Genomic DNA, 17,900 nt, shown 5'->3' on the forward strand with positions numbered 1-17,900 from the left:
TTAGCCGCCCAGGCCCCATAGGGTGGCGAGGCCGAGGAACGAGAAGAAGCCCATCACGTCGGTCGCGGTGGTCACGAACACCGCGCTCGACACGGCGGGATCGACGTTCGCCTTGTCGAGCGCGACCGGCACGATCACGCCGACCAGCCCGGCGACGAGGCTGTTGATCATCATCGCCAGTGCGAAGACCAGCGACAGTTGCACATTGCCGAAGATGACGTAGCTGCCGACCGCGCCGACCATGCCGAGCGCGCCGCCGTTGCACAGGGCGATGCGGAATTCGCGGAACAGCATACGCAACGTGTTGGAACTGGTCAGCTGGTTGGTGGCGAGCGCGCGCACCACCACGGCCAGCGTCTGGGTGCCGGCATTGCCGCCGAGCGCGGAGACGATCGGCATCAGCACGGCGAGCAGCGCGAAGCGGCCGATCTCGCCCTCGAACAATTTGACCACCGAGGCGGACAGGATCGTCGCGCCGAGGTTGACCACCAGCCACGAGATCCGGCTACGCACGGTCAGCCGGATCGGCTCGTTGATGTCGCCTTCGCCCGCACCCGACAGGCGCAGCGCGTCCTCGCCGGCTTCCTGCTGGATGATGTGGACGATGTCGTCGACGGTGATCATGCCGACCAGCCGCTCGTCGTCGTCGACCACGGCGGCGGAGATCAGCGCATATTTCTGGAAGCGGAGCGCGACCTCTTCCTGGTCCATGTCGACCGGGATCAGCGTCTGTTCGCGCTTCATCACGTCGGACATGGCGATGCCGCGCGGCGTGCGCAGGATCCACGACAATTGGCAGGTGCCGACCGGATGGTGGCCGGCATCGACGACGAAGATCTCCCAGAAATCCGTCGTCAGCTCTTCGTGGCTGCGCAGGAAGTCGATGACGTCGCCGACGGTCCAATGCTCCGGCACCGCGATCAGCTCGCGCTGCATCAGGCGACCGGCGGATTCCTCCGGATAGGACAGCGCCTCTTCGATCGCGGCGCGATCGTCGGGATCGAGCGCGCGCAGCACCGCGCGCTGCTCGTCCTCGTCCATGTCCTCGATGATCGCGACCGCGTCGTCGGTATCGAGCGCGCTGGCGATGTCCGCGACCTGATGCGGCTCGAGCGCGTCGATCAGCGTCTCGCGGACGTAATCGTTCATCTCCGCGAAGACGTCGCCGTTCAGCTGGTCGGCCACCGCGCGGGCGAGGGGACCGCGATCCTCCTCCGGCACGATCTCGAACAGGTCGGCGAGGTCGGCGGGGTGGAGCGGCTCGACGAGGTCGCGCGCTTCCTCGTCATTGTGGTCGCGCACCGCGTCGAGCACCGCATCGACGAATTCGGGGCGCAGCCGGTCGTCCTCGTCGAGTTCGGTCTCGCCGTCCTCGTCGACCACCTCGGGAAGTTCGTGCTCGCTCATCGCCGCCTCCCTCCGGTTCGCGCCGTCGCCGCCCTTAACCCTGCCGTATCCGATTTGCCAGCGGGCAGAAGCGACACTACCTCCCCGCCACCAACAAGAGGAGCCGATCATGGCCGACACCGACTACCAGACGCTGACGCTGACCCTCGACGGCGGCGACGTGACGATCCGCCTGCGCCCCGACCTGGCGCCGAACCACGTGCAGCGCATCGCGGAACTGGCCAATGAGGGCTTCTACGACGGCGTGCCCTTCCACCGCGTCATCCCCGGCTTCATGGCGCAGGGCGGCGACGGCGGCCGCGGCGACGGCACCGGCGGGTCGAGCAAGCCCAATCTGAAGCAGGAGTTCAACAAGGAGCCGCACATGCGCGGCGTCTGCTCGATGGCGCGGACGATGGATCCCAATTCGGCGAACAGCCAGTTCTTCATCTGCTTCGACGACGCGCGCTTCCTCGACGGCCAATATACCGTCTGGGGCGAAGTGACCGACGGCATGGAGCTGATCGACGCGCTGCCCAAGGGCGAGCCGCCCGCGAACCCGGGCAAGATCGTCAAGGCGCGCGCGGAATAAGCGGTTCGATGGTCACATCGAACGCTTGAAATCACGCTGCCGAGCTTCCTTCGTCACCCCGGACTGGTTCCGGGGTCCACTGTTCCACAAGAAACGCGGGCTCGTCACTGCGCGGAACGGTGGATGCCGGAACAAGTCCGGCATGACGAACGGGGCGTAATCAGCCGCTATTCCACCCCCAGCGTGCGGATCAGCCAATCGTGGAACAGCCGCACCGGCCGCTGTTGCAAGGCGCGGGGGCGGCAGACGAACCAATGGCTGTAGGGGCTGTCGACCTCGATATCGAACAGCCGGACGAGCCGCGGGTCGTTGGCGTTGCGGAAATGGCTTTCGTGCATGAAGGCGACGCCCAGCCCCTGCGCCGCCGCCTCCAGCATCAGCACGCCCGAATCGAAATAGTCGGTGGCGAGCGGTTCGACATCGGAAATGCCGATCGCGTCCCGCCAGGCGGAGATCGTCTCCGGCATCTCGCGATGGATCAGCGCGGTCAGCCGGGCGAGCTGTTCCGGCCGGGTGACGGGATTCGGGCCGTCGAGCAAGGTCCGCGCGCCGATCACATAGACGGAATTGCGATCGAGCCGCTTGGCATAGAGCGAGGGATCGATCTCCCGCGCCAGCGCGATCACTGCGTCGAGCCCTTCGCCGAGACGCGCGATGCCATGACCTGCGGTGTCGATGTCGAGATGCAGTTCCGGATGCGCCGCGCGCAAGCCGCCGAGGTGCGGGAACAGCCGCTGCGACGCATAGAGCGGCAGCACGCCCAGGCGCAGGCGCAGCACCTCCGTGGTGCCGGTCAGCGTCTCGACCGCGTCCGACAGGGCATCGAGCAGCGGTGCAAGCTGTCCAAGCAACCGTTCGCCGTCCGTGTTGAGGACCATCGCCTGGTGGCGCCGTTCGAACAAAGGGCGGTCGACGAACCGCTCGAGCGACTGGACGCGGCGGCTGAGCGCCGGTGCGGACAAGGCCAGTTCGGCGGCTGCGGCCTTGACCGAACCGAGCCGCGAAACCTGAACGAAGGCTTCGATCGCCCCCAGTGGCGGCAGCCTGCGCATTCCTTCCGACATCCTCCCGGCCGCGGCGTAGCAACACTTTGCTAACCGCGATTGCAACAGATGCAATCATAAGCGGCTTTCTTCGCACTTGCAACATGAGCACACGGACGGCAAACGGAGCGGGCCTTTCAGGCATCCTCTCCTAAAACTTTCACGGGCCGCTCCTTCGGGACGCGGCCCTTTTTTTGTCCGACACGCCTGCGGGCCGCGGTTCGCGGCGAGCACGCGGGGGCTCGCATCCGCGGAACCGGCTTCCTACCTCGCGCGCTTCGAACCGCTCGCGAGACAAAGGACTGCTCATGGCCGACGCCGAAACCCTCCAGCGCAAGATCCAGGTGGCGAACAGCCGCCCCGAGGATTCGGGCCGGGGTCTCGCGCATGTGCCGCGCAGCTTGATGGCGGCGCTGGGCATCGGCGAAGGCGACGTGATCGAGATCGTCGGCAAACAGTCGACGCCGGCGCGCGCGGTCGGTCCCTATCCGGAGGACGAGGGGATCGACGTGTTGCGCATCGACGGTCTGCAGCGCGCCAATGCCGGCGTCGGCGCGGGTGATTTCGTCGAGGTGCGCAAGGCCGAGTCAAAGCCCGCGACGCGCGTCGTCTTCGCGCCAGCGCAGCAGAATCTGCGGCTGCAGGGATCGACCACCGCGCTGAAGCGCACCTTCTTCGGCCGGCCGCTGTGCCAAGGCGACATCGTCGCCACCGCCGGACAGCAGCGCGTCACCAACATGCCGCCGGGCATCCAGCAGTTCATGAACGCCCCGGCCTATGCGCTGCAGGAGATCCGGCTGAGCGTCGTATCGGCGAGCCCCAAGGGTGTCGTCCATATCGACGAGAATACCGAAATCGAGCTGCGGCCCGAATATGAGGAGCCGCGCGACGCCCGCCGCGCCGACGTCACCTATGACGATATCGGCGGCATGGCGTCGACCATCGATCAGCTGCGCGAGATGGTCGAGTTGCCGCTGCGCTACCCCGAATTGTTCGAGCGGCTGGGCGTCGAGCCGCCCAAGGGCCTGTTGCTCTACGGCCCGCCGGGCACCGGCAAGACGCGCCTTGCCCGCGCCGTCGCCAACGAATCGGACGCGCAATTCTTCCTGATCAACGGGCCGGAGATCATGGGTTCGGCCTATGGCGAGTCGGAAGGGCGGCTGCGCGAGATCTTCGAGGAGGCGGCCAAGAGCGCGCCGTCGATCGTCTTCATCGACGAGATCGATTCGATCGCGCCCAAGCGCGGCAATGTGCAGGGCGAGGCGGAGAAGCGGGTCGTCGCGCAGCTGCTGACGCTGATGGACGGACTGGAGGCGCGCGCCAATCTGGTGGTGATCGCGGCGACCAACCGGCCCGAGGCGATCGACGAGGCGCTGCGTCGGCCGGGCCGGTTCGACCGCGAGATCGTGGTCGGCGTGCCGGACGAGCGCGGCCGGCGCGAGATCCTCGGCATCCACACCCGGGGCATGCCGCTCGGCGACAAGGTCGACCTCGCCGAACTGGCGCGCACCACCTATGGCTTCGTCGGTGCCGACCTCGCCGCGCTGACCCGCGAGGCGGCGATCGAGGCGGTGCGGCGGATCATGCCGCGCCTGAACCTCGAGGAGCGGACGATCCCGGCCGAGGTGCTCGATACGCTGTCGGTGACGCGCGAGGATTTCCTCGAGGCGCTGAAGCGCGTCCAGCCGAGCGCGATGCGCGAGGTGATGGTCGAGGCACCGCGCGTCCGCTGGGAGGATGTCGGCGGCCTCGACAAGGCGCAGGAGCGGCTGAAGGAAGGCGTCGAGCTGCCGCTCAAGAATCCCGACGCGTTCCGCCGCCTCGGCATCCGTCCGGCCAAGGGCTTCCTGCTCTACGGGCCGCCGGGCACCGGCAAGACGCTGCTTGCCAAGGCGGTGGCGCGCGAGGCGGAGGCGAATTTCATCGCCACCAAGTCGAGCGACCTATTGTCCAAATGGTATGGCGAGAGCGAGCAGCAGATCGCCCGCCTGTTCCAGCGCGCGCGGCAGGTCGCACCGACGGTGATCTTCATCGACGAGCTCGATTCGCTGGTGCCAGCGCGTGGCGGCGGGCTCGGCGAACCGCAGGTGACCGAGCGCGTGGTCAACACGATCCTCGCCGAGATGGACGGGCTCGAGGAGCTGCAGTCGGTGGTGGTGATCGGCGCGACCAATCGCCCGAACCTGGTCGATCCCGCGCTGCTGCGGCCGGGGCGGTTCGACGAGCTGATCTATGTCGGCGTGCCGTCGCAGGACGGGCGGCGGCGCATCCTCGAAATCCAGACGCAGAAGATGCCGCTGGCCGGCGACGTCGACCTCGACGCGATCGCGGCACGGACCGATCGGTTCACCGGCGCCGATCTGGAGGACGTCGTGCGCCGCGCCGGCCTGATCGCGCTGCGCCGCTCGGTCAACGCGCACGAGGTGTATCAGGGCGACTTCGAGGAGGCGCTGGGCGAGGCGCGGGCGAGCGTGACGCCGGAGATGGAAAAGGATTATGCCGAGATCGCCGCGCGCATCAAGCAGGATGCCGCCGCGATCCAGCCGATCGGCTTCGCCTTTCCGCAGCGCAAGGACGGCTAAAGGTCGCTGCCGCCCTCCCCGGCCGGGAGGGCATGGCGGGCGATCGCCGGTCCGCGATAGCTGCGCGTCACGGTGGCGACGGTGACGGTATAATCGTCATACCAGCGCTGCCGCCCCGCCGCGCGCGTCGCCACATGATCGGGATGGTCGCGCCAGGCGATCGCCGCCGCCTCGTCCGCCCAATAACTGACCGTGATGCCGTGACCGGCGGCGTCGCGCACGCCGTCGACGCCGCGATAGCCGGGCTGCGCCGCGGCGAGCGTCTCCATCCTCTCGGCGGCCAGACGATAACCCTGTTCGTCCAGGCCGTTGCGGCGCGATACGAAGATCACCGCGACCTGCCCCCGCCGCTCGTCCATCATCATTTCCCCTCGATCGGGCGACGCCGCGGTTGAGCCCGGCGCAACCTGTGGTCTTGCAACGTGTTTCAAATTCGTGGCAACGGAAGGTTTCGCCTCGCCCGCGTCGCCCGGGACCTTCTACGAGACCAAGGAAGCCGATGAACAGTCCGATCACCGCCGCCCGGCGCTCGCGTACCCGCCCGGCGGGTGTTCCCAGTCCCGTGACGATGTTCTTCCAGGGCTTCCTGAAGCATCCGGTGATGGTCGGATCGATCATCCCGTCGTCGGACCGGCTGATCCGCAAGATGCTGGGCCCGGTCGACTGGTCGGCATGCAAGCTGTTCGTCGAATACGGCCCCGGCGTCGGCACCTTCTGCCGCCCGATCCTGGAGCGGATGGCGCCCGACGCGATGCTGATCGCGATCGACACCAATGCCGACTTCATCCGCTATCTGGACCATACGATTACCGATTCCCGCTTCGTCGCGGTGCACGGTTCGGCGGCGGACGTGGAGCGGATCGTCCGGGACCACGGCCATGAGCAGGCGGACTATGTGCTGTCGGGCTTGCCCTTCTCGACCCTGCCGGCCGGCGTCGGCCCGGCGATTGCGGCGGCGACGCAGCGCGTGATCCGCACCGGCGGCGCCTTCCTGGTCTATCAGTTCTCGCCCAAGGTGAAGGACTTCCTGACCCCCCATTTCGCCAACATCGATCACGATATGGAATGGTGGAACGTGCCGCCGGCGCAATTGTATTGGGCGTGGAAGGGCTGATCCGGTCCTTTTTTCCGTCAGTATTGCTGGATTTCATTCTGCCCTAGATCAGTGTTATCCGTCCGTTATGGATGGACTTGTCGAACGGCCCGCCTTGTTCCTGCACGACGCCGCGATCCGGCGCGGCATGGAATTGATGATGATCGCGCACGCGCGCTTCGTACGTGCGGCGGATTGCAAGCTCGCCGAACGCGGGCTTGGTCGCGCCCACCATCGCATGCTCTATTTCGTCGGGCGGCGGCCGGAGATCAGCGTGCGCGACCTGCTGGCGCTGCTCGGCATCACCAAACAGTCGCTGAGCCGCGTGATGCGCGACCTGCTGGATCGCGGGCTGGTCGACTTGCGGCAGGACGAGCAGGACCGGCGCAGCCGGCTGCTGTGGCTGACCCCGGCGGGCGAGGCGCTGGAGGCGGAGCTCTACGCCGAACAGCGCGACCGGATGGCCGAGGCCTATGCCGCCGCCGGCCGCGAGGCGGTGACCGGCTATTGGACGGTGCTGGAAGCGCTGATCCCCGAGGCCGAGCGGGCGGAGGTCGCCGCGCTGGGGCAGTGAGGCGGGTCAGTCCTCGTCGATGCCGAAATTGAGGCCGCGCGACAGCGACGGATCGACCACCGCGATCAACAGATAGGCGCCGAACTGGCGCAGCCGCTGGAACCAGCCGGTCGCAGCGCGATAACGGTCGGGGGTGATCGCCTCGGACCGCGCGACCTCGCCGTCGACATAGCCCCGGACATGGTCGGCAAAAGCCGCATCCTCGATCCGGAGCATCAGTTCGAGGTTGATGAACAGGCTGCGCATGTCGAAATTGGCGGAGCCGACATAGACCGCGTCGTCGATGACGTAGAGTTTGGTGTGCAATTTGGTCGGCTGATATTCGTAGATCGCGACCTGTTTGCGCAGCAGGCCGGCGTAGGTGAAGCGCGCCGCGGCGATCGTCGCCTGATTGTCCGACTTGGCGGCGGTGACGATCCGCACCGTCGCCTGGCGGCGCCCGGCGCGGTCGAGCCGGCGCAGCATCGTCGGCGACGGGGTGAAATAGGCGGCGATGATGTCGATGCGCCGGCCATGGCGCATGTCGTGGCGGACGGCGCGCGCCCAGGGCGACAGCCGCCGCGTCGGCCCGCCGATCAGCCAGCGGATCGGCCCGCTCGTCTCGCTCCAGCGCGCCAGCGCCCGGTTGAGGTGACGCAGCTTGCCGCGATCCTGCTGCGTCCAGTCGTGCAGCGCGTCGAAATAGCCGGCCAGCCGCGCCGCCGCCGGTCCCTCGACCAGCAGGCCGAGATCGCGCCACGCCTGATCGGCGGGGGTGCCGAAATAATCGTCTTCGACGTTGAAGCCGCCGACGATGATCCGCGCGCTGCCTTCCGCATCGGCGAGCGCGAGCTTCTGGTGGTTGCGCAACAGATAGCGACGGCCGAAGCGCGGCAGGAAGCGGCAGACCGAAATGCCGACGTCGCGTAGCGGCGCGAAGAAGGCGGGATCGTCGTGGCTGCCGAAGCCGTCGACGATCAACGCGACGCGTACGCCGCGCCGTGCGGCGGCGATCAGCGCGGCATTGACCCGCCGTCCGGTCGCATCGTCGGCATAGATGTAATAGAGGATGCGCAGCGAGGATCGCGCGCCGTCGATCAGCGCGAGCAGCGCGTCGAGTCGCCGCGGCCCGGTGTCGAGCAGGGTCAGCCGGTTGCCGTCGACGGTGAAGATTGGCTGGGTGTCGGGAGCGTCGGGCGGATCGGCCATGGTGCGGGTCCCGGCAAGGCGAGGGTGGGAGATCAACGATGCTGATCGCGATGATGGTGCAGGCCGGGGTAGCCGAGGCGGCGGCGTTCGACCATCCGTGGCTGACGATCTATCGGCGGCCAGCGTTGACCGGACGGAGCGACGACATCGCCTTCGTCACGGCCTACGACCCGAAAGATCCGCCGCCAGAGGGCTATGACCGGCTGCGTTTGATCAGAGAGAGGTTCATCGACGGTCGGATCGTGCGGACGATTTTCTATACGGATTCGCGACGATGTCCTCAGGCCGCCAAGCTCATAGCGAGCGTCCGAACGCTGCCTCTCGCTCAGGCGATGCGACCGGGGGTGCCCTATCCGCCAGTAGTGGACGGAGTCGATTACCGGGTCTCCGTCACCACGGACTACTATGAAAGCCCGGGAATGATGCCAAGCATCGTGACCGTCGAGTCCAACATGGGAACGCCGCTTGAAGCCTGGGTCGACAAGAGTCTCGCCGCGCTGACGCCCTGTTTTCCAGCGGAATGACACCGCGACTTTGACTTGGCGTGGCGAGGCTGCTAACGGGCACGCTTTCCATCATCGAAACTTGCGAAGGAAAGCGTCCATGGCGCGCGTCACTGTCGAGGATTGCGTCGACAAGGTCCCCAACCGCTTCGATCTCGTGCTGTTCGCCGCGCAGCGCGCGCGACAGATTTCGGGCGGCGCCGAGCTGACGCTCGACCGCGATCGCGACAAGAATCCGGTGGTCGCGCTGCGCGAGATCGCCGAGGAGACGGTGCGTCCCGACCAGCTCGAGGAATCGGTGGTCGGCAGCCTGCAGCGCGTCCAGATCGACGACGAGGACGAGGCGGATGCGATCGGATCGCTGTCGGCCTCGGCCGAGGCGCTGCGCCTGACCGCGGCGGCACCGCCCCGCAACCAGAATCTGGGCGCCGATTACGACGGCTGATCCCGCCGCCTGCATACGGGCCGGCTGATCGAAGGGGGGCTGCGGCATGCCGCGGCCCCCTTTTCTTATTCGCCGTCCCTCGACAGATCGGGCCCGAGCGGACAAATTTCGATCATGAGCCATGCGCCCCGACTCGACACGCCGCGTCTGGTCCTGGAAGGCCATCGCGGCGACGACCTCGATGCGCTGGCGGCGATGTGGCTCGACCCGGCGGTGTTCGGCGGCATCGGCGGCCGTCCGCGACCGCGCGAAGAGGTGTGGATCCGCCTGCTCCGGTCGGTCGGCACCTGGACGATGTTCGGCTATGGATCGTGGGTGGTGCGGAACCGCGCCGGCGACCGGGTGATCGGCGAGGTCGGGTTGCTGGAATCGCGTCGCGACCTCGTGCCGCCACTCGCCGTACCGGAAATGGGCTGGGTCATGGCCTCGGAGGTCCATGGTCGCGGATTGGCGCACGAGGCGCTCGACGCGGTGCTCGGTTGGTGTGATGCGGGACGCATCGCCCGGACGACGTGCATCATCGCACCCGACAATGCCGCCTCGCTGCGCCTCGCCGATAGGGTCGGCTATCGGCCGATACGCGACGCGGCCTATCACGATCGCACCGTCGTCGTGCTGGAACGGTGATCCGCCTGAGGGCGGGGGATCGACGCCGCGCCTTGCTCCGGCCCCGCCGGCTCGCGATCGAACGCGACTTGTCGGGCCGGTTGCTGTAGAAGCGGCGCATGCTCGTCCTGCTCCTCTCCGCGCTGGCGATGACGGCGATCGTCGGCGTCCGGTATCTGATCGTCTCGGGCGCGTTCGCCGCCGCGACGCGGGTGCGGCATCCGGGCCTGTACCATGGCCTCGATACGCAGATGCGCCGCGAGATCGGCTGGAGCCTCGCCTCCGCGGCGATCTACGGCATCCCGGCCGGGATCGTCGCCTGGGGCTGGCAGCATCATGGTTGGACGCGGATCTACAGCGACGTGCATGCCCGGCCCTTATGGTACGTGCCGGTGTCGGTGCTCGCCTATCTGATCGCGCACGACAGCTGGTTCTATTGGACGCATCGCTGGATGCATCGGCCGGCGGTGTTCCGCATGGCACATGCGGTGCATCACGACAGCCGGCCGCCGACCGCCTGGGCGGCGATGGCCTTCCACCCGATCGAGGCGGTGACCGGCGCTGTGGCAATTCCGCTACTGGTCTTCGTGATTCCGATCCACGTCGGCGCTTTGGGTTTCGTGCTCGGCGTCATGACTGTAATGGGGGTGACCAACCACATGGGATGGGAAGTGTTTCCCAAGTTCATGTGGCGCGGGCCGCTCGGGGGCTGGCTCATCACGGCAAGTCATCACCAGCGTCACCACGAGTTGTACGGGTGTAACTATGGTCTCTACTTCCGCTTCTGGGATCGTCTGTGCGGTACCGACCGCGGCGTCGGCGATTTCGATCGGGCCCATGCCAAGGCGGCGCGCCGCCGCGACGCGATCGCGTCGGATGCTGGCACGGATCGGCGGCGCCATGGCGGCGGCGAGCCTGATCGGCGCGGCGCCGGTCGCGCGGCTTGATGTCGCGGTCGATCAGCTCCGCTCCGCCAAGGGGTTGATCCGCGTCTGCCTGACCGCGGACCCCGACAATTTCCCCGCCTGCGTCGACGATGCCGATGCGGTGACCCGTTCGGTGTCCGCCGGCGTCCATGCCCTCACCTTCGAAGGCCTGCCGCGTGGCAGCTATGCGATCGCGGTGATCCATGACGAGAATGGCAACGCCAAGCTCGACACGATCGCCGGCATCCCGCGCGAAGGCTTCGGCTTCTCGCGCAATCCGCCGATCCGCTTCGGTGCGCCCCGCTTTGCCGCGGCGCGCTTCACCATCGCGAGTGATGCAGATCGGCAACAGATACGGATGCGCTACATCCTCTAGTCAAAAGGACGGGATCGTTCCGGTGTGTCGCGGCGTTTCGCGGCCGTAACATACCGGAGTTTGGGTCTTGTCCCGTTTGCTGATCGCGCCCGCGGCGCTTCTCGCCCTGCTGTCCACACCCGCCTTCGCGCAGGATACCCAGCTGCCCCCCGCCGATACCGGGGCGGTGACGCAGCCGGCGGCGGACATCGACCTTGATCGCGACACGGTCACCGCCGGTGTCGTCGCGGTCTATCTGCCCGATTACGAAGGCTCGAACCATTATCGCTGGACCGGCGCGCCGGCGGCGATCGGCTCGGTCAAGGGCTTCGCCTTCACGCTCGCCGGCAATCGGGTCAGCGTCGACCTGATCCCCAACCCGCCGGGGCCGAAGTGGGATATCCAGGCCGGCCCGATCGCGCTGGTCAATTTCAACCGCACCACGCTGTCGCAGATCGACGATCCGCGTATCCGCGCGCTCGGCAAGCTCGACACCGCGATCGAGCTCGGCGGCTATGTCGGCATCGGCAAGACCGGCGTGATCACCAGCCCGTACGACAAATTGTCGGTGTCGGTGAGCTATCGCCACGACGTCAGCGGCGTTCACGATGCCGGCATCTGGCAACCGACGGTGAATTATTTCACCCCGCTCAGCCTGAAGGCGGCGGTCGGCCTGTTCGCCTCCGCCGAGCGGGCGGAGCGCGGCTATGCCCAGACCTATTTTGGCATCACGCCGGCACAGAGCGTGGCCAGCGGCTTCACCACCTCCAGTCCGCGCGGCGGATGGAAGAACTGGGGCGTCGGCGCGCTCGGCACCTATTCGCTGACCGGCAATCTGCTGCACGGCGTCAAGCTGGTCGCCGGCGGCACCTATCGCCGGATGCTCAACGATTTCGGCAACAGTCCGGTGACCCGCATCGCCGGGTCGAAGAACCAGTGGCTGGGCGCGGTCGGCCTCGCCTACACCTTCTAAGCCAAGGGCCGGCACGGCTTGCCGCCGGGTCGGCCGCACCGTCACGGTTCACCGCGGGACCGCTCGGCCGGTCGCGTTACGGGCGTCGCCGCACGCATCCTTTGCCCGGACCGATGCGTACTTGCGTCATGCAGAGCGAATACCGGGCCGACACCGTCGGTCCGGCGGCATTCGTCCTGCATCCGGAGCCTGCGACGGCATTCCCCCCTCCGTCGGTCGCGCGCGCCGATGGGTTCTCCCGCCGACCATGGCGGGAGGACCCATGCCATGCAGGAGGGGGGCGGCGGCATGACGGACCAGCAGGCTTGACGTGTCGCCGCCGATCAGGAACGGCAGTGCACGACGGCGGCGCATTGCCGTGTCATGCGTGAAGGGGAGAACCCGAGTGACGACCGACAGCATGGATCTGACCCAGGCGCTCGACGCCCGGGCCCAGCGGCGCGAGGAACGGCGCGCCTTCTTCAAGTCCGCGCTCGGCGCGGTGGCGGTCGGCGCGGCGGGTGCCGCGACGCTCGGCCTGGCCAACGAGGCGGCGGCGCAGACCACGACGCTGACCGATGCCGACGTGCTCAACTTCGCGCTCAACCTCGAATATCTCGAGGCGCAATTCTACAGCTTCGCCGCTAACGGCGTCGGCCTCGACAACAGCCTGCTGACCGGAACCGGTACGCAGGGCGCGGTGACCGGCGGGCGGGCGGTGGACTTCGCCGGCACATCCGGCGGCCTCGCCGACCCGATCATCGGCCGCTACGCGCGCGAAATCGCCGCGGACGAGGCGGCGCACGTCGCCTTCCTGCGCTCGGCGCTCGGCTCGTCGGCGGTCGCCATGCCGACGATCGACCTGTCGGTCGGCCCCAACAGCGCCTTTTCCAAGGCGGCGGTGGCGGCAAAGATCATCGCGTCGGGCGCGACCTTCGATCCCTATGCCAGTGTCGAGAATTTCCTGCTCGGCGCGTTCATCTTCGAGGACGTCGGGGTCACCGCCTACAAGGGCTCGATCGCGCTGATCACCAACAAGACCTATATCGAGGCGGCGGCCGGCATCCACGCGGTCGAGGCCTATCATGCCGCGACGATCCGCCAGGAACTGTACCGCAAGGGCATCCAGACGCCGAACGCCAATCTGATCACCTGGGCGGGCGGCATCTCCGACGCGCGCGACAGCCTCGACGGCGGCACCGACATCGATCAGGGGATCGCCACCGCGACGACGACGATCACCAATGCCGACAGCACGACGACGACGCTCAACGTGTCGAACATCGTGCCCACCGACGCCAACGGCATCACCTATTCGCGCTCGGCGGCGCAGGTGCTCAACATCGTCTATCTCAACAGTGCGGCGGTCTCGTCGGGCGGGTTCTTCCCGAACGGCGTCAACGGCACGATCAAGACCAGCGCGGCTTCGGCCTGACGACCGGCATAGTGGAGTAATCGCAATGACCGACTTCTCGACCAACGCCGTGCTGGATGCGATCGAAGCCCGCCGCGCCGAACGCCGCACCTTCCTGCGCTATGCCGGCGGGGCCGCTGCGGCGACCGGCGGCCTGTCGCTGCTCGCCGCCTGCGGTGGCAGCAGCACCGGCAACACGCCGACGCCGACGCCGTCCGCGACCAGCGCCGCCTCCGACATCGACGTGCTCAATTTCGCGCTCAACCTCGAATATCTCGAGGCGCAATTCTACAGCTATGCCGCGTACGGCACCGGTCTTGCCGCGACGTCGACGACCGGCGTCGGCACCCTCGGCACCGTCACCGGCGGCGCCAAGGTGACCTTCAGCGACGATCTGGTCACGCAATATGCACGTGAGATCGCAGCGGACGAGGCGGCGCACGTCAACTTCCTGCGCAGCGCGCTCAACGGCGCGCAGGTGGCGATGCCGTCGATCAACATCGGCGGCGATTCGACCGGCGCCTTCACTCTGGCGGCGCGCGCCGCCGGTCTCGCCGGGCCGAACGACACGTTCAATCCCTATGCCAACGACGTCAACTTCCTGCTCGCCGCCTTCCTGCTCGAGGACGTCGGCGTCACCGCCTACAAGGGCGCCTCGCCGCTGATCAACAGCAAGATCTATCTCGAGGCGGCGGCCGGCATCCTGGCGGCGGAGGCCTATCATGCCGGGCTGATCCGCTCGGTGCTGTACCGCAAGGGCGTCGACGCCACCGCGATCTTCTCCAGCACACAGGCGATCAGCGACGCGCGCGACAGCCTGGATGGCCTCACCGACATCGACCAGGGTATCGGCAATGCAACCACGGCGAACATCACGCCGGCGGACAGTAATGCGATCGCCTTCAGCCGTTCGACCGGCCAGGTGCTCAACATCGTCTACCTCAACAAGGCGCAGGTCAGCTCGGGCGGCTTCTTCCCGAGCGGGATCAACGGCAACATCCGCACCTCGGCCAGCAACGGCTGATCCGCCACCGCTGCGACGATGCGAAGGGCCGCCCCCGTACCGGGCGGCCCTTTTCATTTGGCGTGTGCCCGCGACGCGCGTACAAGGCCCCATCCCCGGGGGAGCGCCGATCCGCGCTTGAGAGGGAGGCAGGAGCCTCCGACCCGCCGAACCTGATCCGGCTGACACCGGCGTAGGGAGGGCGCAGATGTCGAAGAGCCGGTCCGCGGGACCGGCGTGCATCGAAGCCGCTCCTTGCGATAGCAAGGAGATGCGCACCATGGCCGACATTCCCGCCCGTACCGAGATCGGCGTCACCACCGGCCCGATCCGCGGATCCAAGAAGATCCATGTCGGCCCGCTGGGTGTCGCGATGCGCGAGATCCACCTCGATCCGTCGAGTGGCGAGCCGCCGTTGCGCGTCTATGACACCAGCGGCGCCTATACCGATCCCAACGCCCGCATCGACATCATGGCCGGCCTGCCGCAGCTGCGCCGCCAGTGGATCGAGGCGCGCGGCGACGTCGAGAGCTACGACGCGCGCGAGGTCAGGCCGGAGGACAATGGCCAGCTCGGCCCCGACCGTTCGGGCGGCGTGCCGCAATTCCCCAATGCCGTGCGCCGTCCGCTGCGCGCCAAGCCCGGCGCCAACGTCAGCCAGATGCACTACGCCCGCCGCGGCATCGTCACGCCCGAGATGGAATATGTCGCGACCCGCGAGAATCTCGGCCGCGAAATGCTCCGCGACTATGCCCGCGACGGCAACAGCTTCGGCGCGGCGATCCCCGATTACGTGACCCCCGAATTCGTCCGCGACGAGGTCGCGCGCGGCCGGGCGATCATCCCCAACAACATCAACCACCCCGAATCCGAGCCGATGGCGATCGGCCGCAACTTCCTGGTCAAGATCAACGCCAATATCGGCAACAGCGCGGTCGCCAGCAACGTCGCGACCGAAGTCGACAAGCTGGTCTGGGCGATCCGCTGGGGCGCCGACACGGTGATGGACCTGTCGACGGGCCGCAACATCCACGACACGCGCGAATGGATCATCCGCAACAGCCCGGTGCCGATCGGCACGGTGCCGATCTATCAGGCGCTGGAGAAGGTCGGCGGCATCGCCGAGGACCTGACCTGGGAGATCTTCCGCGACACGCTGATCGAGCAGGCGGAGCAGGGCGTCGACTATTTCACCATCCATGCCGGCGTGCGCCTGCCCTACGTGCCGCTGACCGCCAAGCGCGTTACCGGCATCGTCAGCCGCGGCGGCAGCATCATGGCGAAATGGTGCCTGGCGCACCACAAGGAGAGCTTCCTCTACGAGCGCTTCGACGAGATCACCGAGATCATGAAGGCCTATGACATCGCCTATTCGCTCGGCGATGGCCTGCGCCCCGGATCGATCGCCGACGCCAATGACGAGGCGCAGTTCGCCGAACTCTACACGCTCGGCGAACTGACCAAGCGCGCCTGGGAGCAGGACGTGCAGGTGATGATCGAGGGCCCCGGCCACGTGCCGATGCACAAGATCAAGGAGAATATGGACAAGCAGCTGGAGGCGTGCGGCGAAGCGCCTTTCTACACGCTCGGGCCGCTGACCACCGACATCGCGCCCGGCTACGACCATATCACCAGCGGCATCGGCGCGGCGATGATCGGTTGGTACGGCACGGCGATGCTCTGCTACGTCACGCCCAAGGAGCATCTCGGCCTGCCCGACCGCGACGACGTCAAGGTCGGCGTGGTGACGTATAAGCTTGCCGCCCATGCCGCCGATCTCGCCAAGGGCCACCCCGCCGCCAAGCTGCGCGACGACGCGCTGAGCCGCGCGCGCTTCGAATTCCGCTGGCGGGACCAGTTCAACCTAAGCCTCGATCCGGAGACGGCGGAGCAATATCACGACCAGACGCTGCCCGCGGAAGGCGCCAAGACCGCGCATTTCTGCTCGATGTGCGGGCCGAAATTCTGCTCGATGAAGATCACGCAGGAAGTGCGCGACTTCGCCGCCAAGCAGAACGCGCCGGTGGAGAGCTTCGTCGCGGCCGAGGAGGCCGAGGCGGGGATGGCGAAGATGAGCGACGCGTTCCGGGAGAAGGGCGGGGAGGTGTATTTGCCGGCGGCGGAGTGATGCGCTGGTTCGGCAGGCGCAACCGTTTCGCGCCGAAGTCCTTGTCCGATCTGACGTTTCGATGCCGCACGTGCGAGGTCGAACATGATGGTATGTTCGACCTCGCCTGCAATGCTCCCGATCACTGGCCCGGCGATCAACCACGCGAGCCAAACAGCGCCCTGCGTCTTGATGGGGATTTCCTGTCCGACGACTTCTGTGTCATCAATGGAGAGGATTTCTTCGTTCGCTGTGTCTTCGAGCTTCCCGTGGCAGGGCTCATGAACAAGTTCGGCTACGGCGTTTGGTCGACACTTTCGCGGACCAACTTTGAAAAATATGTTGCTGCCTTCGATGACGCCCGCCCCGGCGATCTCGGTCCATGGTGGGGATGGTTATCCAACGATCTCAAGACCTGGCCCGAGACACGCAACATAGGATGTTGGGTCTATCCGCAATTGGATCGGCAACGCCCTGTAGTCGTCCTCGACGATCCCGAGCACCCCCTGTCCATTGCGCAAGACGTGGGCATATCCGTGGAACGGCTTATGGCGATTTACGCCGCCGAAGGTCACGGTCCAGCCAATCAATACTGATATCGACACCGCGCGACCTGCAGCACCTGTTCGTCGCCGCTGCTTGCCATCCGGTATACCAGCCGATGCTCGTGACTAATCCGGCGCGGCCAACAGCCTTTTATGCTGCCGCCTAGCGGCTAGGCTTTTCCGGTGCCCTCTAAAGGGTCATGGAAGCGTTCCTCAAGCAGCGTATTGATCTTGTCGTTGCGCTCGGCAGCGATGTTCTGCCAATGGCGGTAGTCGACACAGGCCGTTGGCCAGAACGCCACCTTCAGGAGAAAGTAACGCCTTCCTCGCCAGCCTCAAACCCGCGTACGGCCTCCAGTAGTCGCTCCGCATTTTTCGGTGAGCGCAGCAAGTACAGCGTCTCTTCGATCGACTCCCATTCGCTGGCAGAGATCAGCACTGCGCCTTCGCCGCATTGGCGGGTGATCGCCACGGGTGCGCGGTCGGCGACGACCTTGTCGATCATCGCCGCCAAGTTAGCGCTCGCCTCAGTCTCGCTTACCGTGTGCATGGCGCAGATATCCCCGTAACGGCACTCCAAGCGTCC

At 66.9% G+C, this 17,900-nt stretch carries 21 protein-coding genes and 1 riboswitch; of the genes, 14 read left to right on the forward strand and 7 right to left on the reverse strand.

Going from position 1 to position 17,900, the window contains the following annotated elements:
• On the reverse strand, positions 1-1,407 hold the full coding sequence (gene mgtE, locus D9601_RS10120) for a magnesium transporter (protein ID WP_198353874.1): 1,407 nt from the start codon (positions 1,405-1,407) through the stop codon (positions 1-3).
• A gap of 109 nt (positions 1,408-1,516) precedes the next feature.
• Here mgtE and D9601_RS10125 point away from each other — a divergent pair, with 109 nt between their 5' ends.
• Positions 1,517-1,978, forward strand: coding sequence for a peptidylprolyl isomerase (locus D9601_RS10125; RefSeq protein WP_198353875.1), 462 nt, complete (start codon positions 1,517-1,519; stop codon positions 1,976-1,978).
• Positions 1,979-2,145: 167 nt separating this feature from the next.
• On the opposite strand, the gene D9601_RS10130 is transcribed toward D9601_RS10125, so the two are convergent.
• Complete coding sequence (locus D9601_RS10130; protein ID WP_198353876.1) at positions 2,146-3,030, reverse strand: LysR family transcriptional regulator; 885 nt, start codon at positions 3,028-3,030, stop codon at positions 2,146-2,148.
• A gap of 299 nt (positions 3,031-3,329) precedes the next feature.
• On the opposite strand from D9601_RS10130, the gene D9601_RS10135 reads away from it, so the two are divergent.
• On the forward strand, positions 3,330-5,603 hold the full coding sequence (locus tag D9601_RS10135; protein WP_198353877.1) for a CDC48 family AAA ATPase: 2,274 nt from the start codon (positions 3,330-3,332) through the stop codon (positions 5,601-5,603).
• Here the strand turns inward: D9601_RS10135 and D9601_RS10140 are convergent.
• Positions 5,600-5,968 (reverse strand): antibiotic biosynthesis monooxygenase family protein, encoded by a 369-nt coding sequence (locus tag D9601_RS10140; protein WP_443024725.1) that lies wholly within the window; start codon positions 5,966-5,968, stop codon positions 5,600-5,602. The genes D9601_RS10135 and D9601_RS10140 overlap by 4 nt on opposite strands.
• A 134-nt stretch (positions 5,969-6,102) precedes the next feature.
• Here D9601_RS10140 and D9601_RS10145 point away from each other — a divergent pair, with 134 nt between their 5' ends.
• Together D9601_RS10145 and D9601_RS10150 are read left to right on the forward strand one after the other, a co-directional pair.
• Positions 6,103-6,717, forward strand: coding sequence for a class I SAM-dependent methyltransferase (locus D9601_RS10145; RefSeq protein ID WP_198353878.1), 615 nt, complete (start codon positions 6,103-6,105; stop codon positions 6,715-6,717).
• 67 nt (positions 6,718-6,784) lie between these two features.
• Positions 6,785-7,270 (forward strand): MarR family winged helix-turn-helix transcriptional regulator, encoded by a 486-nt coding sequence (locus D9601_RS10150; RefSeq protein ID WP_198353879.1) that lies wholly within the window; start codon positions 6,785-6,787, stop codon positions 7,268-7,270.
• Positions 7,271-7,276: 6 nt separating this feature from the next.
• On the opposite strand, the gene D9601_RS10155 is transcribed toward D9601_RS10150, so the two are convergent.
• Positions 7,277-8,458, reverse strand: coding sequence for a phospholipase D-like domain-containing protein (locus D9601_RS10155; protein WP_198353880.1), 1,182 nt, complete (start codon positions 8,456-8,458; stop codon positions 7,277-7,279).
• A gap of 38 nt (positions 8,459-8,496) precedes the next feature.
• On the opposite strand from D9601_RS10155, the gene D9601_RS10160 reads away from it, so the two are divergent.
• From D9601_RS10160 to D9601_RS10205, 10 genes are all read left to right on the forward strand, one after another.
• Complete coding sequence (locus D9601_RS10160; RefSeq protein WP_198353881.1) at positions 8,497-8,982, forward strand: hypothetical protein; 486 nt, start codon at positions 8,497-8,499, stop codon at positions 8,980-8,982.
• 79 nt (positions 8,983-9,061) lie between these two features.
• Positions 9,062-9,406: a DNA-directed RNA polymerase subunit omega gene (gene rpoZ / locus D9601_RS10165; RefSeq protein ID WP_198353882.1), complete on the forward strand. Its 345-nt coding sequence runs from the start codon at positions 9,062-9,064 to the stop codon at positions 9,404-9,406.
• Between the two features lie 114 nt (positions 9,407-9,520).
• On the forward strand, positions 9,521-10,033 hold the full coding sequence (locus D9601_RS10170; RefSeq protein WP_198353883.1) for a GNAT family N-acetyltransferase: 513 nt from the start codon (positions 9,521-9,523) through the stop codon (positions 10,031-10,033).
• A gap of 98 nt (positions 10,034-10,131) precedes the next feature.
• Complete coding sequence (locus D9601_RS10175) at positions 10,132-10,959, forward strand: sterol desaturase family protein (protein ID WP_198353884.1); 828 nt, start codon at positions 10,132-10,134, stop codon at positions 10,957-10,959.
• The gene (locus tag D9601_RS10180; protein WP_198353885.1) at positions 10,889-11,314 is read left to right on the forward strand and encodes a DUF2141 domain-containing protein; all 426 of its coding nucleotides are present in this window, start codon (positions 10,889-10,891) and stop codon (positions 11,312-11,314) included. The genes D9601_RS10175 and D9601_RS10180 overlap by 71 nt, the downstream gene beginning before the upstream one ends.
• Positions 11,315-11,381: 67 nt before the next feature.
• Positions 11,382-12,266, forward strand: coding sequence for a MipA/OmpV family protein (locus D9601_RS10185; RefSeq protein ID WP_198353886.1), 885 nt, complete (start codon positions 11,382-11,384; stop codon positions 12,264-12,266).
• A 400-nt stretch (positions 12,267-12,666) separates the two neighbouring features.
• A complete protein-coding gene (locus D9601_RS10190; protein WP_198354451.1) occupies positions 12,667-13,680 on the forward strand; it encodes a ferritin-like domain-containing protein in 1,014 nt (337 codons plus the stop codon).
• A gap of 25 nt (positions 13,681-13,705) precedes the next feature.
• Positions 13,706-14,683, forward strand: a complete 978-nt coding sequence (locus tag D9601_RS10195; RefSeq protein WP_198353887.1) for a ferritin-like domain-containing protein — start codon at positions 13,706-13,708, stop codon at positions 14,681-14,683.
• A gap of 88 nt (positions 14,684-14,771) precedes the next feature.
• Positions 14,772-14,879: riboswitch (TPP riboswitch) on the forward strand.
• A gap of 63 nt (positions 14,880-14,942) precedes the next feature.
• Entirely contained in the window at positions 14,943-16,790 is a 1,848-nt protein-coding gene (gene thiC, locus D9601_RS10200) for a phosphomethylpyrimidine synthase ThiC (protein WP_198353888.1), read from the forward strand.
• A complete protein-coding gene (locus tag D9601_RS10205; protein WP_198353889.1) occupies positions 16,790-17,365 on the forward strand; it encodes a DUF2199 domain-containing protein in 576 nt (191 codons plus the stop codon). The genes thiC and D9601_RS10205 overlap by 1 nt, the downstream gene beginning before the upstream one ends.
• Here the strand turns inward: D9601_RS10205 and D9601_RS20125 are convergent.
• Genes D9601_RS20125 through D9601_RS10215 form a run of 3 tightly spaced genes read right to left on the reverse strand, consistent with a single transcriptional unit; the run spans position 17,356 to position 17,864 of the window.
• A complete protein-coding gene (locus D9601_RS20125; RefSeq protein ID WP_332837994.1) occupies positions 17,356-17,469 on the reverse strand; it encodes a type II toxin-antitoxin system YoeB family toxin in 114 nt (37 codons plus the stop codon). The genes D9601_RS10205 and D9601_RS20125 overlap by 10 nt on opposite strands.
• 15 nt (positions 17,470-17,484) lie before the next feature.
• Positions 17,485-17,616 carry a hypothetical protein gene (locus D9601_RS20130; RefSeq protein ID WP_332837969.1) on the reverse strand — a complete coding sequence of 44 codons (132 nt, stop codon included), beginning with the start codon at positions 17,614-17,616 and terminating at the stop codon, positions 17,485-17,487.
• Positions 17,617-17,618: 2 nt separating this feature from the next.
• Complete coding sequence (locus tag D9601_RS10215) at positions 17,619-17,864, reverse strand: type II toxin-antitoxin system Phd/YefM family antitoxin (protein WP_198353890.1); 246 nt, start codon at positions 17,862-17,864, stop codon at positions 17,619-17,621.
• Positions 17,865-17,900: the final 36 nt, after the last annotated feature.

The sequence above is a fragment of the Sphingomonas sp. MA1305 genome, assembly GCF_016107325.1.
Classification (GTDB): domain Bacteria; phylum Pseudomonadota; class Alphaproteobacteria; order Sphingomonadales; family Sphingomonadaceae; genus Sphingomonas.

Coding starts and splice junctions, on each gene's coding strand:
- mgtE (WP_198353874.1), bottom strand. CDS start 1,407: ATGAGCGAGCACGAACTTCCCGAGGTGGTCGACGAGGACGGCGAGACC.
- D9601_RS10125 (WP_198353875.1), top strand. CDS start 1,517: ATGGCCGACACCGACTACCAGACGCTGACGCTGACCCTCGACGGCGGC.
- D9601_RS10130 (WP_198353876.1), bottom strand. CDS start 3,030: ATGCGCAGGCTGCCGCCACTGGGGGCGATCGAAGCCTTCGTTCAGGTT.
- D9601_RS10135 (WP_198353877.1), top strand. CDS start 3,330: ATGGCCGACGCCGAAACCCTCCAGCGCAAGATCCAGGTGGCGAACAGC.
- D9601_RS10140 (WP_443024725.1), bottom strand. CDS start 5,968: ATGATGATGGACGAGCGGCGGGGGCAGGTCGCGGTGATCTTCGTATCG.
- D9601_RS10145 (WP_198353878.1), top strand. CDS start 6,103: ATGAACAGTCCGATCACCGCCGCCCGGCGCTCGCGTACCCGCCCGGCG.
- D9601_RS10150 (WP_198353879.1), top strand. CDS start 6,785: ATGGATGGACTTGTCGAACGGCCCGCCTTGTTCCTGCACGACGCCGCG.
- D9601_RS10155 (WP_198353880.1), bottom strand. CDS start 8,458: ATGGCCGATCCGCCCGACGCTCCCGACACCCAGCCAATCTTCACCGTC.
- D9601_RS10160 (WP_198353881.1), top strand. CDS start 8,497: ATGCTGATCGCGATGATGGTGCAGGCCGGGGTAGCCGAGGCGGCGGCG.
- rpoZ (WP_198353882.1), top strand. CDS start 9,062: ATGGCGCGCGTCACTGTCGAGGATTGCGTCGACAAGGTCCCCAACCGC.
- D9601_RS10170 (WP_198353883.1), top strand. CDS start 9,521: ATGAGCCATGCGCCCCGACTCGACACGCCGCGTCTGGTCCTGGAAGGC.
- D9601_RS10175 (WP_198353884.1), top strand. CDS start 10,132: ATGCTCGTCCTGCTCCTCTCCGCGCTGGCGATGACGGCGATCGTCGGC.
- D9601_RS10180 (WP_198353885.1), top strand. CDS start 10,889: ATGCTGGCACGGATCGGCGGCGCCATGGCGGCGGCGAGCCTGATCGGC.
- D9601_RS10190 (WP_198354451.1), top strand. CDS start 12,667: ATGGATCTGACCCAGGCGCTCGACGCCCGGGCCCAGCGGCGCGAGGAA.
- D9601_RS10195 (WP_198353887.1), top strand. CDS start 13,706: ATGACCGACTTCTCGACCAACGCCGTGCTGGATGCGATCGAAGCCCGC.
- thiC (WP_198353888.1), top strand. CDS start 14,943: ATGGCCGACATTCCCGCCCGTACCGAGATCGGCGTCACCACCGGCCCG.
- D9601_RS10205 (WP_198353889.1), top strand. CDS start 16,790: ATGCGCTGGTTCGGCAGGCGCAACCGTTTCGCGCCGAAGTCCTTGTCC.
- D9601_RS10215 (WP_198353890.1), bottom strand. CDS start 17,864: ATGCACACGGTAAGCGAGACTGAGGCGAGCGCTAACTTGGCGGCGATG.